The sequence below is a fragment of the Sphingobacterium sp. HMA12 genome, from assembly GCF_002933815.1.
Lineage (GTDB): Bacteria > Bacteroidota > Bacteroidia > Sphingobacteriales > Sphingobacteriaceae > Sphingobacterium.
Map to the genome: position 1 here is coordinate 2,470,546 of NZ_BEYR01000001.1, position 13,990 is coordinate 2,484,535.

Here is a 13,990-nt window from a genome sequence, read left to right on the forward strand (position 1 = left end):
GATGAAAAATAGGCTGACGCTCAGTATTAAAAGTCGTTTAATAGGCATTATTTGTATATCCGTATTTATCGGATATCTTGCATTACAATATTTACTGATGCTACGTTCAGGATTTGATTCTCAACTAGCATTTAAAGATTCGTTGATCAATAGTGCTGTGATGATGTTTTGCTGCTACGGCATGTCCTCTGCATTAAACTTCTACACACCACAACCGCGCGAGATATGGAAGGTATTGATCATAGGTTTAATTATGGCCGCCATTAGTACTGGATTGAGCCGTTTTTTAATGAATTATTTTATCCAGCCCAATTTTATCACACTTTTGGATTTAACATTACCTTTTCGGGGTATAGTTAACTTCCTGATCCTAACTTCGGTCGCTATTATAAATATCGTCTGGAATATTCAGGAAGATAATATCAATAATATCAAACGGAAACAAGAATCCGAAAATCTGCTTCGCGAAGCAGAGCTTTATAATTTGCGGCAACAGCTGCAACCACACTTTCTATTCAACAGCTTGAATTCGATCATTGCCCTTATTGGCGCCAATCCGGATGAAGCCCGTAATATGACATTTCAACTGTCCGATTTTTTGCGAGGTACGATGAGAAAGGAAAACAATCAGATTATCACACTGGAAGAAGAACTAGACCATCTGCAACTCTACCTTGATATCGAAAAGGTACGCTTTGGTCATCGCCTGAACACTTCCATCTCCTCCTCTGAGGAAATATTCAGTAATAAATTGCCTGCAATGATCATCCAGCCTCTGGTAGAAAATGCCATTAAGCATGGATTGTACAATATAACCGACCAAGTCGAAATACAAATTAAATGCACTTCAAATGAGGGGCAACTTCTGATTCAAATTACCAATCCATTTGATGTCGAGGAGCAATCAAGCCCGAAAAAAGGAACCGGATTTGGACTTTCCAGTATCCAACGCCGATTATATCTTTTATATGGAAGAAATGATCTTATGGAGACCCAGATTCAGGACAATATATTTACTAGCACCCTAAAAATACCTCAATATGATTAAAGTCGTTATCATTGATGATGAACCCTTAGCACGCTCCATTATTGCGGGCTATTTAAAAAACGAAGCTGATGTGAGCGTTATGGCTGAGTGTGGAGATGGTTTTGAAGGCGTTAAAGCCATCCAGACACACGAACCGGACCTGGTTTTTTTGGATGTACAGATGCCAAAGTTGACCGGTTTTGAAATGCTCGAACTGGTCGATAACCCTCCAGCCATTATTTTTACAACTGCATTTGATGAGTATGCCTTAAAAGCTTTTGAAAAGAATGCCCTGGACTATCTGCTAAAACCTGTATCTCCCATGCGTTTCAAAAAAGCGTTGGAAAAATTTAGGTCCAGCTATTCCGCTCCGGAGAAAAAGGTACAGCCCAACTATGAAGTCCTCGCGGCACAAGACGAAACTAAGATCGACCGTATCGTTGTAAAAACTGGTACTCAAATCAAGATCATCCCTATCGACACCGTCAAATACCTGGAGTCTTACGATGACTATGTAAAGATACATACCAAAGATGGGATGTACCTCAAAAACAAAACCATGGCATTTTTTGAAAAATCTTTAGATCCAAATCAATTTGTGCGAATTCACCGTTCATTTATCATTAAAGTAGATCAACTGGCTAAATTGGAGCCTTATGAAAAAGACTCCTATATCGCGGCCTTGGTATCCGGAGAAAAGCTCAATATCAGCAAATCAGGTTATGCCCGGCTAAAACAATTGATTGGAATTTAAACATTCCGTAGATTTGTGCCTAACAATGGTTATGAAACATTTTTATACAGCAATATTGTTGGGCATCTCTTCTTACTCCTTTGCCCAGACAAATCAAGCGGAACAGGTCAACAAAGGAGTTTATAACAAATTGGAATTTTTCATCAATTCCCAGATGACAGACTCTGCCTATAATCTTGCTAGTGACGCCTATAAACAGCAATATAGTCTTCCGAAATTCACACAGATGTTACGGCAGATCTACCCTTTGGGTAGGGTTAAAAGTTCTGAAATCACCAGTTTTGAAAAAAGTGCGGCAACCTATCGCCTGGATTTTGACAATCAGTCTTACGAGTTATTATTTGCCACAGATTCAACGCTCAAGTTTAACACTTTACACTTTAGCCAGCTGAACCAACCTGCTTCAGAAAAAAGCAGCCCAGAAAAAACGATAGAGACACTCTCTCCGTCAAAAACCATGGACAGAGATGACTTTTTCATCGACTCCGTTGCAAATTCGTACCTAAAGCAACAAAATGCCCAGTCTCTTGCCATAGGCATTATTAAAAACGGGCAATCTAAAACCTATTTCTACGGCGAGACAGCAAAAGGCAACCAAATATTACCGACAAAAACTTCACTTTACGAAATCGGTTCACTCAGTAAAGTTTTTACAGCCATCTTATTGTCGAATCTTGTTGAAGAGGGAACTATAACGTTAGATCAACCCATATCTTTATTCCTTCCGGATACACTTAAAAAGAACGAAGATCTGACTAAAATAACGTTTCAGATGCTAGCCAACCACACATCTGGATTTCCACGGCTGCCCGACAACTTTGAAAAAATAAAGGGATACAACGGGAATGACCCTTACAAAGGATACGACAGAAAAGCACTCTATAGCTATTTATCCGGTTTCAAAAATCAAAAGACACCAGGGCAGGAATACGAATACAGCAATCTAGGCTACGCAGTACTTGGGGATATCATCTCTAGCATTTACAAAAAATCGTATGATCAGATTGTCCGCGATATCATCTGTAAACCACTCGAAATGAGTAATACCTTTCAGGTATTAGATCCAAAAAGAAAAGATACTTTTAAAGTATACGATAAGAATGGGCAGGAAGTAACGACCTGGTCTTTCGATGCTTTCAGTGCTGCCGGCGGGTTAAAGTCCACAGTGGAAGATTTGCTTAAATTCGCGAACGCACAGTTTAAGATGCCGCAGAGTCCACTTGAAAATGCAATGGCCAACACCAGATTGTTCACCTTCTTTCTTCCGCCCGATACCGATTTGGGGTTAGCATGGCACATGAACCTACTCGATGACCTTACTTTTTATTGGCACAATGGGGGGACAGCCGGCAGCAGTTCTTACCTGGCTTTATCTCCGGATAAAAAAAGTGCCGTAGTCGTCTTGTCCAATGCCGCACTTTCTGTCGATGACCAAGGAAAAAGCATTTTAGACTATCTGCTTCATACAAAATAAAAAAAAGCGAAATATCATTATCAAGGCTATATCGAAACAACGATATAGCTTTTTTTGTTCTAATAAAAACAGTTTGTTTTGTTGTGACACAAATGATTAACGGTTAACTTTGATGAACAGTCTACATAAAACGGGACTTCTAATTTGTTTTGCAACAAGCTACAAGATAACATAACACTTACATGAAGATATTTATAACGAAACGAATTCCACAAAAAGGTATAGATGTATTAAAAGCTGCCGGACACCAGGTCACAATACATGACTCATCCATTCCGCTCTCTCCTACCGAACTTATTCATGCCGGACAACAGTGCGACTATATACTGAATGGCGGTATGCAAAAGTTTGATATGGACTTTTTCAAAAACTGTCCCAATCTTAAAGCACTATCCCTAATGAGTGTTGGTTATGATAATGTTGACATTTCCGCAGCAACTCAATACGGTATACCCGTGAGCAACACGCCAGGCGTACTGTCCGGAGCTACAGCTGATGTTGCCTTCCTGCTGATGCTAGCAGTTTCCAGAAAAGCTTTCTTTAACCATAAACAGATTCTTGGGGGACAATGGAAAGGTTTTGACCCAACTGCTCATTTGGGCATAGAACTCAACAATAAAACATTAGGTATCTATGGCCTCGGAAGAATTGGTTTCGAATTTGCCCGGAAAGCAAGAGCGGCGTATAACATGGAAATCATCTATTATAACCGTGGACGTAATCTGGAAGCCGAGCAGGTCCTAGGGGCAAGGTATGTCAACTTTGATGACCTATTAACCCAAAGCGACATCCTTTCCATTCATGCCGCACTTACTACGGAAACTGCCAATAGATTCAATCAGGATACATTTAAACGTATGAAAAATACGGCAATTCTGGTCAACACTGCACGCGGAGGATTGGTGAAAGAAGAAGACTTAGTCAAGGCGCTGCGTGAGGGAGAGTTATGGGGAGCGGGACTCGATGTCACAAACCCTGAACCCATGGCAGCAGACAACCCACTACTGAATCTTGAAAATGTCTGCATTCTACCGCATATCGGATCCGCAACTGTGGAAACCAGAGACAATATGGCCCTAATGGCGGCAAGCAATTTATTGGCAGCGATCAAAGGTGAAAAGATGCCACAAACTATAAATCCAGAAGTCTATCTATGAAACGACATTTCTTTCAGTTCCTGAATAAGCTCAATAAAGCAATCCTTCCCAAATATGGGAAGCAGGATCCCTTGAAACTAAAAAAGTACCAACAGGCCATATTAGCCTACCGGTACTTTATTCTTATTCGTGCCCTGGCAGATGATTAAATATCTGTTTTGACTTGTTTTCCCTGATCGTTCCCATTAGAAATAATGCTGATCTGTGTTGGATTCGGAGCTACACTCATATCATTTCGTTCCAGTTCAAGCATAATTTTTTCCTGCATTGAATTCCTTGCCGGCCAATAATGCTCGCGCTTTGTCCATGCTCTTACGGTCAACACAATAGCGCTCGTTCCCAGTTCTTTCACAAATACTGTCGGTTCGGGTGTAGTCAAAACGGTCTCATTCGAGCGAAGCACCCGAAGGATAATATCCTTTGCGTCCTTTATGTTCTTATCGTACGATATGCTTACAGTATATTCAAACATCCGTTGAACGATTTTTGTATAATTCTTGATCACCGAATTAGCTAATGGACCATTCGGACTAAAGATGCGCACGCCATCGTCACCAATCAATGTTGAATATAAAATATCAATCCGCTCGACAGTTCCGGCTGTACCATTCGCACTTGAGATGTAGTCTCCTACTTCGAAAGGTCTAAACATCAGGATCAACACTCCACCGGCAAAGTTGCTTAGGCTTCCCTGAAGTGCCATACCGACAGCCAAACCAAAGGCAGACAATGCCGCTATAAAGGAGGTCGTCTGGATGCCAATCTGACTGGCAACGGTCAACATCAACATTACCCACATCACAATTCTTACGATACTGGAGATAAATGCACGTATTGAAGGATCAACATTTCTCTTCTCAAAACGCTTGTGCAATAATCGGTTGACAAGATCGATAACGTATTTACCAATAATCAATAAAATAATACCACCAATAATACCTGGTATTGAATCAATGACGATATCGGTCAATCGTCCAAATCTAGTCCCTAGACTATTTAAATTACTTTCCATGTTTATTAAATATATTTCCTTGCTTTTTGGAACAAGGATTGTTCCAACATCCAAATTTACCTTTCAAAATATTAAAATCGTTGAAAAATACCACAAAAGACCAAATTAACACCACTATAAAAAGAATATTTGAGCTAACTTTGTAGTATGAATAGAAAAAACACCATTCCTATTATAGATAGTTGCAGTCTCGATCTCAACAATAAAACAACTATCCATATTGATGACTTAAGTGAATACGTCATCAAACATGCGAATATGGTGTTTCCTCACAAGCACAATTTTTTTCATTTTGTATTATTTACGAAAGGGTCAGGTGATCACATCATCGATTTCAATCATTATAAAATTAAACCCTTTCAAATCTACTTCATGGCTCCGGGTCAAGTGCATACCTGGAATTTTGTCGGCGATGAAGGAGGCTATGTCGTCAATTTTTCGGTCGACTATTTCCAATCGTTTTTATTACGTACAGATTATCTGGAGCGTTTCAGTTTCCTACAGGGCAAAATTGAGCATTTAATTTTTGAACTGGAAGGACCTTGTCGTGCTCAGGCAACCAATATTCTGGATGAAATCTTATCGGCTAAGTCTAGCGGCTTATCCGAAGATTATATCCGTACACTGCTACTCCAATTTCTATTATATGTCTCCATTTGTTCAGAAAAGGAACAAAAAGACGGAAGCAACCCCTATAATCATAAAATATTCAATAGCTTTCAGCAATTAGTTGAACAACAGTTTAAATCTACCAAATTACCGAGTGTATATGCGGATCAACTATTTATCACCCCAAATCACCTGAATGCGATCTGTAAATCCTATATCGGTCAGTCCGCTGGGGAGATCATCCGCAACCGGATTGTCCTGGAAGCAAAGCGACTGTTAATTAATCGAAATTTAAATATCACTGAAATTGCAAATGAATTGCAGTTTAAGGACAACTCTTATTTCACCAAATTTTTTAAAAAATCCACTGATCTCACACCCGAGGAGTTCAGAAAACAATTATAACTATGGAAGAAGTTAAATACGAACTATCGGAATTCAAAGCCGCATGGCAAGCAAAATGTCCAAGATGTAGAGTCGGTCATGTCTACAAAGGCCCTGCCTATGGCCTAAAGGTACAAAAGATGAACAGTCATTGTGAATACTGTGGTCTCCGTTATGAGCGTGAGCCGGGTTATTTCTATGGTGCGATGTATGTCACCTATGCATTTGCCATCGCAGAGATGGTGACAGCCTGTATGGCAACTTACATCCTTACCGGCAATGATTCGTCCTTCATTCTTTATGCGACTGTTGCGATATTAAGTGTTGTATTAATGTCTCCCTTCAATTATCGGTATTCACGTATCATTTTGATGTACTGGCTGACGCCGGGGTTGCGCTATGACCCCAATGTCAAAAAGAAGGAAGTTGATGTGAAAGCTTCTGCATAAACAGCATTATCCTTATCTTTATGCTGATGAAGGATATCCTATATTTGGACAACAATGCAACCACCCGAATTTTGGATGAAGTATGGCAGGAAATGATCCCTTATTTCATCCAAAATTATGCAAATGCGTCCAGTGTTTATCACCAGATGGGTAGAGCAGCAAATGCAGCGGTTCAACAGAGCAGAGCGCAAGTCGCCGAGGCTTTAAATTGTACGTCAAAGGAAATTTTTTTCAATTCCGGCGCGACAGAGAGCATCAATACTGTACTGCACGGCGTATTTGATAAATACCGGTCTCAAGGAAATCATATCATTACAGCCACTACAGAGCATAAAGCGGTATTAAGTTGCTGTGAACAACTGACCAAACAAGGGGCTCAAATCACCTATCTTCCCGTTGACAGTCAGGGGCACATAGTCTTGGATGATCTTAAACGTGCCATTACCGCCAAAACCATATTAATCTGTCTGATGGCTGCGAATAATGAGACTGGCGTACTGACTGAGATCGAACAGGTGGCCTCCATCTGCCATAAAGAAGATATTCTATTTTTTTGCGACGCTACACAAGCAATCGGAAAAATTGCGATCGACCTCCAGCAGCTTCCTATTGATCTTTTATGTCTGAGTGCACATAAAATTCATGGCCCAAAAGGAATTGGTGCACTTTATATCCGACGCAAATCAAAGCCCATTCAGCTTACTTCATTAATTTTAGGTGGTGGTCAGGAGAATGGTTTTCGGGGCGGAACCTACAATGTTCCGGCCATCGTTGGCTTTGGAAAGGCGATCTCTATGCTAAACCCACAAGCCTATACAAACGTTCGGGCATATCGGGATCTATTGGAAGCCGAACTGGCTTATATTCCTGAAATTATTATACATGGGCAAGATACTCCCCGCTTACCTACGACAAGCTATATCAGTTTTAAACATGTGCTTGCAAGCGAGATTATGACCGCCTGTCCTACCTTGGCCCTGTCCTCCGGCTCCGCCTGTGTTACCGGATCAAGGGAACCCTCACATGTACTGATGGCTATGGGTATATCCAAAGAAGATGCACTTTCTGCAATTAGATTTAGCCTAAGTATATTGACCACAGGTGAAGAAATCCTACAATGCGTACAATTGATCAAAGAAGCTGTACAAAAAATAAGAGATCAATCGCCCATATGGCAACTTTATAAGGCCGGTTTGATCAGTTAATTTATGACATTCTAAAAACTTAAGAGCAGACGAAATATAGCGATATTGTATGTATCTTTGTCTACAACAAAGATACAACTATGATTACAGTTACAGATAAAGCAAAAACTCGTATCGAGGAAATCATGAAGGATGAGCAATATGACGGCAATTACTTTGTGCGCGTTGCTGTAGAAAGTGGTGGTTGCTCAGGTTTAAGCTATAAACTGAATTTCGATAATGAGGAAAAAAAGGGAGACCAGTTTTTCGAAGATAAAGGCGTTAAAATCTGTTTGGATATCAAATCATTCCTCTATTTAGCGGGAACGGAACTTGATTACTCCGATGGGTTGGACGGAAAAGGATTTGAATTTCATAATCCAAATGCAAGCCGTACATGTGCCTGTGGCGAGAGTTTCTCGGTATAAGCGGATCCCATTCCATAAAATAAAAAAAGCCCTGAAAATTATTTCAGGGCTTTTTTTATTAGGTCGGCTGAGTTTAGTTGCACCGACAAATTAATAGTTTAACAATTACATATTGACCTATTCGCTTTTTCTTGTAATATTTATATTTTTTCAACATTTTAATAGATAAATATCAAAAATCACAACAAAACATATTAGCAAATGATATTTTCATATTTTTGTATCAAATAACTGAATAAGAAAAATGATGCGATGTACAACGATCCGTACATGGCTTTTCAATTGACTCATATGGAGGGAAGAAAACTTTTAAATACCGAAGTTGCTATCAGCTTCGTTAAAGATACATTTGTCCAAGAATTAAAAAACAAGCTAAATCTGATTCCAATTTCGTCACCGCTGGTGGTTCTGGATGGTACAGGATTAAACGATGATCTGAATGGCATCGAGCGCCCTGTTTCCTTTCCGATCAAATCCCTAAATGAAAAGCGGGCAGTCGTGGTTCATTCGTTGGCGAAATGGAAAAGAGTACGGCTAAAAGAGCTTGAAATGTTACCGGGTGAAGGTATTGTCACAGATATGAAAGCTCTTCGTCCAGATGAAGATTACACCCCTATACATTCCATTTATGTAGATCAATGGGACTGGGAAAAAGTGATCGGAAAAGATCAACGTAATTTGGTTCTCCTGAAGGATACTGTACTCAATATATACGAATCACTTCGATTTACAGAATTACAGGTGGAGCGTAAATATCCACAAATAAAAGCGATTCTCCCGGAGACCATTACATTTATCTCCTCCGAAGAGTTATTGCAAAGGTATCCCGATTTAAGTGCCAAAGAACGAGAAAATGCCATCACAAAAGAATACGGTGCCGTATTTCTGTATGGCATTGGCGGTGCACTGAGCAATGGAGTAGCACATGACGGTCGAGCGGCAGATTACGACGATTGGAGCACAACTAACGAAGCTGGCTACAATGGTTTAAATGGTGATATTCTTGTTTGGAACCCGATTTTAAATTCAGCATTCGAGCTTTCATCCATGGGTATTCGTGTTGATAAAAAAGCATTAGCCCATCAGATGGCAATCAGAAATTGCAGCGAAAAGTCCAAACTCACGTTTCACAGTATGCTTCTTAACGATGAACTGCCCGAATCTATGGGCGGCGGTATCGGCCAGTCCCGTGTATGCATGTTTATGCTAAAAAAACAACATATCGGCGAAGTACAGGTCAGTATCTGGGAAGAAGATAAAAAACAGGCACTGCGAGAAGAAGGTATTGACATACTCTAAACCGATACTTCTAAAGTATTATACTCCGGATCTTAAAAAGCATTCAATCGCTATAAAGTCCATTACGAAAATCTGGCCAAGGTAATCCATCTGAAAGAGGTGGGTTACCTTTTCGTTTTAATTAGTACTTTTGTGCAATGCAGCTAGAAGCTATTTTAAACAAATTAGGTATTTCATCCCTGAATGAAATGCAACAAAAGGTATTGGATGCCTACCAGCAGGACAAAGATCTTATCTTACTCTCCCCTACAGGATCAGGAAAAACATTAGCCTTTTCATTATTAATACTACAACAGCTAAAAGATATCGCCCGTGAAGTACAGGTCTTGGTTTTAGTGCCCACCCGTGAACTTGCTTTACAGATCGAGCAAGTCATCCGAAAACTGACAACAGGATACAAAGTGACTTGCGCCTATGGCGGACATAGCACACGAATCGAAAAAAATGCTTTCAAAGATGCGCCCTCTATTCTGATCGGTACTCCCGGTCGAATAAAACAGCATCTTGAAGAAGGAAATTTTGATCCTACGCAGATCCATACCCTCATACTGGATGAATTTGACAAGTCACTGGAACTTGGATTTCATCAGCAAATGGATTTTATCATTCGGCATATGCCCCAAATTAAGTCGCGCGTATTGACATCTGCGACAACAATGGAAACGATTCCGGCCTTTACACAGATTCAGGATCCCATTACTGTCGATTTCTTGAAAAATGCAAACAATATCCCACGGATCACAATAAAAAAAGTAGTTGCTACCAGCCAAAAGAAACTCGAAGCACTATTAAAACTTATCTGCAAGATCGGCACAAAAAAAATGATTATTTTTTGCAACCACCGCGATGCTGTAGAGCATATCAGTGAATTATTGAACAATCGCAATATTATTCATGACATTTTTCATGGCGGCTTGGAGCAGCAGGACAGAGAACTGGCGCTGCTAAAATTCAGAAACCACTCCAACAATGTCCTGATTACAACGGACCTTGCTGCCCGGGGACTGGATATTCCCGAGGTAGACGCCATCATTCATTATCAACTTCCGCACAAGGAAGATGACTTTACCCATCGCAACGGAAGGACTGCACGTATGCAGGCCAAAGGTGATGTGTATGTGATATTAAAACCCGAAGAAAATTATCCCTATATTTCCGCCGATACAGCTGAAGAAGAATTTCCTGATTTTTATGATCTTCCCGAAAACTCTCCTTTTGCGACACTTTATGTCAGCGCGGGAAGGAAGGACAAAATCAACAAAATTGACATCGTTGGCTTTCTGCTGAATCTGGGCGGAATCGAAAAAGACGATATTGGCATTATCGAAGTCAAAGACAAAGTCGCGTATGTTGCGGTTAAACGCAAACTTGCTTTAACGATCATTAATACCGCAAACGGACAAAAGGTCAAAGGTCGAAAAGTGAAAGTTGGGAGAACTTAGAAAGCATAACGACGTGTATCTGCGTATAAAAAAAGAGGTTTGCCGGCAAACCTCTTTTTTTATTTCTAGCACGCTAAGCTTTATTTGATCAATCGAGATCTTTCAAATAGCCCAAATAACGTTGTACAGCTTCTCGTTTTCTATCCGTTAGGTGAAAATCAAGATGTGCCGTTAAATATTTTGTATAGTCAAACCCTTCAAATTCGGGTAATCCTTCAATGACATCAGTCGCATGAGCTACACCATAAGCGAGCGCATCATTGAAATCTTTCACAAATGATTCAGGCAACTTTTTATTGCTTACCCAGAGTGCAAAGGCAAAAGGCAATCCAGTAAAATCAAACCATTCCTTTCCCAAGTCATAAACATAGGGTACGCTGTTCTTTTTACCGAAGGTGCGGTCACCGATCAGGACATAAGCATCCGGCTCTATTCCGTCGTCTGTAATCAACTGAACCTCTCTCTTCCAGTAATTCTTTAGCAGCACACGGGCAAGGCCATTAGAAGTACGCGATTGCTTATCCAATTTGAGGGTCTCCACCTCGTTAATAGGCTTATTGGAAAAAATAAACACCGAGTCAACGGCGCCTTCAGTTCCAATACAAAAATCCGTATTGATGTAATATTCGGGGAGACTTAATAGTGCGGCAGTAGGAATAATTCCCATATCTGCCTCGTCACCTATTACTTTTTGTGCGCAGGCACTTGGATAATCGACACTGAGATCAATCTGATCCATTACCTTTGATTTACGTATTCCGTTCAAAAACGGATATGTGTTTGTGTAAGATACGGCTGAAACTCTAATTTTATTCATTCATCAATGCTTCTAAGTGGTCTGTATTGTAATGGTCTATAATTTCAAATTGACCATTATCGTACAGCAATTTATATAAAGCAGTATTTGTATGTGGAAAATCGTCCATATATCGAGCATCAATACCAGTCATCAGGCAAAGCATAATACGCAGGGCACGACCATGCATGCAAACAAGAATATTTTCTTCATTTGCTTGAGCCAGCATATGATCCAGTGCAACCCGCTGGCGTTCCATTAATGCGTTGGGAGATTCTCCATTTTCAATACTGACATCCAATTCTCCATTACGCCATGCAGCAACAAGTTGTTCAAAACCAGACAACAGTTCTGGAGTCTGCTCCTTTCCTTCGTAGATTCCCCAGCTAATTTCGTCCAATCCGACAAGCTGCTCCCAAGGCAAGTTAAGGTCGATAAAACCCTTTACCGTCTGATGGGTACGCAATAAAGTTGAGGTGTATACTTTGTCAAAAGGCACTGTATTGTACCGTTCAAAGAAAGCCTGAGCTTGTGCCATTCCGGTTTCATTTAATGGAGAATTAACCCCTCTTCCCTGCACAATGCCTTTTAGATTTAGATCAGTCTGTCCGTGTCGTATAAAATAAAATGTCTTTTTCAAAATGCGTATGATCTAGTTTATGAGTTCACAACCGGTAGTGCGTAATAACTTTTCTTTTTGGAGTCTTCTTCAAAGACCACATCATTATAATCTGTCACTACATGATATAAGGTATCGCGTTCAATAGGGTGACGTCCTACCTTTTTTATCAGCTCCACCACCTCTTGTGTTGTCATTCCGGGCTTCTGTTCCTCCGCACCGGCCATACTGTAAATTTTAGTTGTATCGTCCAATGTACCATCAATATCATCCACGCCAAATGCCAACGACAATTGTGCTGTGTCTCTTGAAATCATAGCCCAATACGCTTTGATATGGTCAAAATTATCCATATAGATTCGCGCAATAGCATAGTTTCTCAAGTCTTCAATAACTGAAACTTCCGGAATATGGGACATCTGATTTTCTTTATTTCGAAATTTCAGTGGAATAAATGTCTGAAATCCGCCTGTTTTATCCTGAAGCTGTCTCAGACGCTCCATGTGATCCACTCGGTGCCAAAACTGTTCAATGTGGCCGTACAACATGGTTGCATTTGTATGCATCCCCAAACGATGTGCTTGTTCATGAATATCCAGCCATTGTTCAGCTGTACACTTGTCGTGTGCGATCTGCTCCCTGATTTCTGGATGAAAGATTTCTGCGCCTCCTCCCGGCATCGAATCCAGCCCACAGGATTGCAAGTATTTCAACCCGTCATAATGGCTCAGTTTCGCTTTCTTAAAAATGTAATAATACTCTACCGGGGTCAGTCCCTTGATATGCAATTCAGGTCGATGTGCTTTACATCTTTTAAAGAAATCCGCATAAAACTCCAGATTCTGCTTCGGAACAACGCCACCCGTAATATGCACCTCGGTAACAGCTTCATTATCATATTTTTTTACGATATCCATCATCCCCTCGACCTCCATTTCCCAGCCTTCAGCGCGTTCTTTGATCAGCCTGGAATAGGAACAGAATTTGCAGTCATATACACAGACATTGGTGGGTTCTATGTGAAAATTGCGATTAAAAAAGGTATGATCTCCATGACGTTTCTCACGAATGTAATTGGCTAAGACACCAAGATACCCCAATTCACCTTTTTCATATAAAAGAACTCCCTCATCAAAAGTGATACGCTCCTCTCGCAAAACTTTCTCCGCTATATTTCTTAATTCAACGGCTAAATTTTTATCATTGATCAAGAAATTTAATTTATCTATTGCGTTCATTAATGTATCTCCTATCTTAAACAAATGTACCGAAAAGGCAACAAAAGTTATAATAAAAAATGTGATAACACTTATTCGGCAGTGTATCTTTTTACTGTTATAAAGACGATTAAAACTT

15 protein-coding genes are annotated in these 13,990 nt (G+C 40.2%); 11 read left to right on the top strand and 4 right to left on the bottom strand.

What is annotated here, in order from left to right:
• Position 1: 1 nt before the first annotated feature.
• From HMAT_RS10725 to HMAT_RS27250, 5 genes are all read left to right on the top strand, one after another.
• Positions 2-1,048 (top strand): sensor histidine kinase, encoded by a 1,047-nt coding sequence (locus tag HMAT_RS10725; RefSeq protein ID WP_104382697.1) that lies wholly within the window; start codon positions 2-4, stop codon positions 1,046-1,048.
• Positions 1,041-1,781 carry a LytTR family DNA-binding domain-containing protein gene (locus tag HMAT_RS10730; protein ID WP_104382698.1) on the top strand — a complete coding sequence of 247 codons (741 nt, stop codon included), beginning with the start codon at positions 1,041-1,043 and terminating at the stop codon, positions 1,779-1,781. The genes HMAT_RS10725 and HMAT_RS10730 overlap by 8 nt, the downstream gene beginning before the upstream one ends.
• 31 nt (positions 1,782-1,812) lie before the next feature.
• On the top strand, positions 1,813-3,255 hold the full coding sequence (locus tag HMAT_RS10735; protein WP_158655769.1) for a serine hydrolase: 1,443 nt from the start codon (positions 1,813-1,815) through the stop codon (positions 3,253-3,255).
• Between the two features lie 182 nt (positions 3,256-3,437).
• Entirely contained in the window at positions 3,438-4,412 is a 975-nt protein-coding gene (locus HMAT_RS10740) for a D-glycerate dehydrogenase (RefSeq protein WP_104382700.1), read from the top strand.
• On the top strand, positions 4,409-4,561 hold the full coding sequence (locus tag HMAT_RS27250; protein ID WP_199768590.1) for a hypothetical protein: 153 nt from the start codon (positions 4,409-4,411) through the stop codon (positions 4,559-4,561). Before HMAT_RS10740 ends, HMAT_RS27250 begins: the two co-directional genes overlap by 4 nt.
• On the opposite strand, the gene HMAT_RS10745 is transcribed toward HMAT_RS27250, so the two are convergent.
• Positions 4,558-5,424 carry a mechanosensitive ion channel family protein gene (locus tag HMAT_RS10745; RefSeq protein ID WP_104382701.1) on the bottom strand — a complete coding sequence of 289 codons (867 nt, stop codon included), beginning with the start codon at positions 5,422-5,424 and terminating at the stop codon, positions 4,558-4,560. The two genes, HMAT_RS27250 and HMAT_RS10745, sit on opposite strands and share 4 nt — an antisense overlap.
• 147 nt (positions 5,425-5,571) lie before the next feature.
• Between HMAT_RS10745 and HMAT_RS10750 the strand changes: the two genes are divergently transcribed.
• The 6 genes from HMAT_RS10750 to HMAT_RS10775 all read left to right on the top strand — a co-directional run bounded on the left by HMAT_RS10750 (position 5,572) and on the right by HMAT_RS10775 (position 11,219).
• Positions 5,572-6,438, top strand: a complete 867-nt coding sequence (locus HMAT_RS10750) for an AraC family transcriptional regulator (protein ID WP_104382702.1) — start codon at positions 5,572-5,574, stop codon at positions 6,436-6,438.
• A gap of 2 nt (positions 6,439-6,440) precedes the next feature.
• Positions 6,441-6,866 (top strand): DUF983 domain-containing protein, encoded by a 426-nt coding sequence (locus tag HMAT_RS10755; protein ID WP_104382703.1) that lies wholly within the window; start codon positions 6,441-6,443, stop codon positions 6,864-6,866.
• 26 nt (positions 6,867-6,892) lie between these two features.
• Positions 6,893-8,071: a cysteine desulfurase family protein gene (locus HMAT_RS10760; protein ID WP_233789187.1), complete on the top strand. Its 1,179-nt coding sequence runs from the start codon at positions 6,893-6,895 to the stop codon at positions 8,069-8,071.
• An 80-nt stretch (positions 8,072-8,151) separates the two neighbouring features.
• Positions 8,152-8,478: an iron-sulfur cluster assembly accessory protein gene (locus tag HMAT_RS10765; protein WP_104382704.1), complete on the top strand. Its 327-nt coding sequence runs from the start codon at positions 8,152-8,154 to the stop codon at positions 8,476-8,478.
• A 291-nt stretch (positions 8,479-8,769) separates the two neighbouring features.
• On the top strand, positions 8,770-9,777 hold the full coding sequence (asnA, locus tag HMAT_RS10770; protein ID WP_104383385.1) for an aspartate--ammonia ligase: 1,008 nt from the start codon (positions 8,770-8,772) through the stop codon (positions 9,775-9,777).
• 137 nt (positions 9,778-9,914) lie between these two features.
• Positions 9,915-11,219, top strand: coding sequence for a DEAD/DEAH box helicase (locus tag HMAT_RS10775; protein ID WP_104382705.1), 1,305 nt, complete (start codon positions 9,915-9,917; stop codon positions 11,217-11,219).
• Between the two features lie 88 nt (positions 11,220-11,307).
• Here the strand turns inward: HMAT_RS10775 and HMAT_RS10780 are convergent, their stop codons facing one another.
• Genes HMAT_RS10780 through HMAT_RS10790 form a run of 3 tightly spaced genes read right to left on the bottom strand, consistent with a single transcriptional unit; the run spans position 11,308 to position 13,872 of the window.
• Positions 11,308-12,036, bottom strand: coding sequence for a menaquinone biosynthetic enzyme MqnA/MqnD family protein (locus tag HMAT_RS10780; protein ID WP_104382706.1), 729 nt, complete (start codon positions 12,034-12,036; stop codon positions 11,308-11,310).
• Positions 12,029-12,655: a histidine phosphatase family protein gene (locus HMAT_RS10785; protein ID WP_104382707.1), complete on the bottom strand. Its 627-nt coding sequence runs from the start codon at positions 12,653-12,655 to the stop codon at positions 12,029-12,031. The genes HMAT_RS10780 and HMAT_RS10785 overlap by 8 nt, the downstream gene beginning before the upstream one ends.
• 17 nt (positions 12,656-12,672) lie before the next feature.
• Positions 12,673-13,872: a CofH family radical SAM protein gene (locus HMAT_RS10790; protein WP_104382708.1), complete on the bottom strand. Its 1,200-nt coding sequence runs from the start codon at positions 13,870-13,872 to the stop codon at positions 12,673-12,675.
• Positions 13,873-13,990: the final 118 nt, after the last annotated feature.

What these genes read in the sequence shown, in the direction of transcription:
- HMAT_RS10755 (WP_104382703.1), top strand. Translation starts at nt 6,441, where the DNA reads ATGGAAGAAGTTAAATACGAACTATCGGAATTCAAAGCCGCATGGCAA.
- HMAT_RS10730 (WP_104382698.1), top strand. Translation starts at nt 1,041, where the DNA reads ATGATTAAAGTCGTTATCATTGATGATGAACCCTTAGCACGCTCCATT.
- HMAT_RS10765 (WP_104382704.1), top strand. Translation starts at nt 8,152, where the DNA reads ATGATTACAGTTACAGATAAAGCAAAAACTCGTATCGAGGAAATCATG.
- HMAT_RS10760 (WP_233789187.1), top strand. Translation starts at nt 6,893, where the DNA reads ATGAAGGATATCCTATATTTGGACAACAATGCAACCACCCGAATTTTG.
- HMAT_RS27250 (WP_199768590.1), top strand. Translation starts at nt 4,409, where the DNA reads ATGAAACGACATTTCTTTCAGTTCCTGAATAAGCTCAATAAAGCAATC.
- HMAT_RS10790 (WP_104382708.1), bottom strand. Translation starts at nt 13,872, where the DNA reads ATGAACGCAATAGATAAATTAAATTTCTTGATCAATGATAAAAATTTA.
- HMAT_RS10750 (WP_104382702.1), top strand. Translation starts at nt 5,572, where the DNA reads ATGAATAGAAAAAACACCATTCCTATTATAGATAGTTGCAGTCTCGAT.
- HMAT_RS10780 (WP_104382706.1), bottom strand. Translation starts at nt 12,036, where the DNA reads ATGAATAAAATTAGAGTTTCAGCCGTATCTTACACAAACACATATCCG.
- HMAT_RS10725 (WP_104382697.1), top strand. Translation starts at nt 2, where the DNA reads ATGAAAAATAGGCTGACGCTCAGTATTAAAAGTCGTTTAATAGGCATT.
- asnA (WP_104383385.1), top strand. Translation starts at nt 8,770, where the DNA reads ATGGAGGGAAGAAAACTTTTAAATACCGAAGTTGCTATCAGCTTCGTT.
- HMAT_RS10740 (WP_104382700.1), top strand. Translation starts at nt 3,438, where the DNA reads ATGAAGATATTTATAACGAAACGAATTCCACAAAAAGGTATAGATGTA.
- HMAT_RS10745 (WP_104382701.1), bottom strand. Translation starts at nt 5,424, where the DNA reads ATGGAAAGTAATTTAAATAGTCTAGGGACTAGATTTGGACGATTGACC.
- HMAT_RS10775 (WP_104382705.1), top strand. Translation starts at nt 9,915, where the DNA reads ATGCAGCTAGAAGCTATTTTAAACAAATTAGGTATTTCATCCCTGAAT.
- HMAT_RS10735 (WP_158655769.1), top strand. Translation starts at nt 1,813, where the DNA reads ATGAAACATTTTTATACAGCAATATTGTTGGGCATCTCTTCTTACTCC.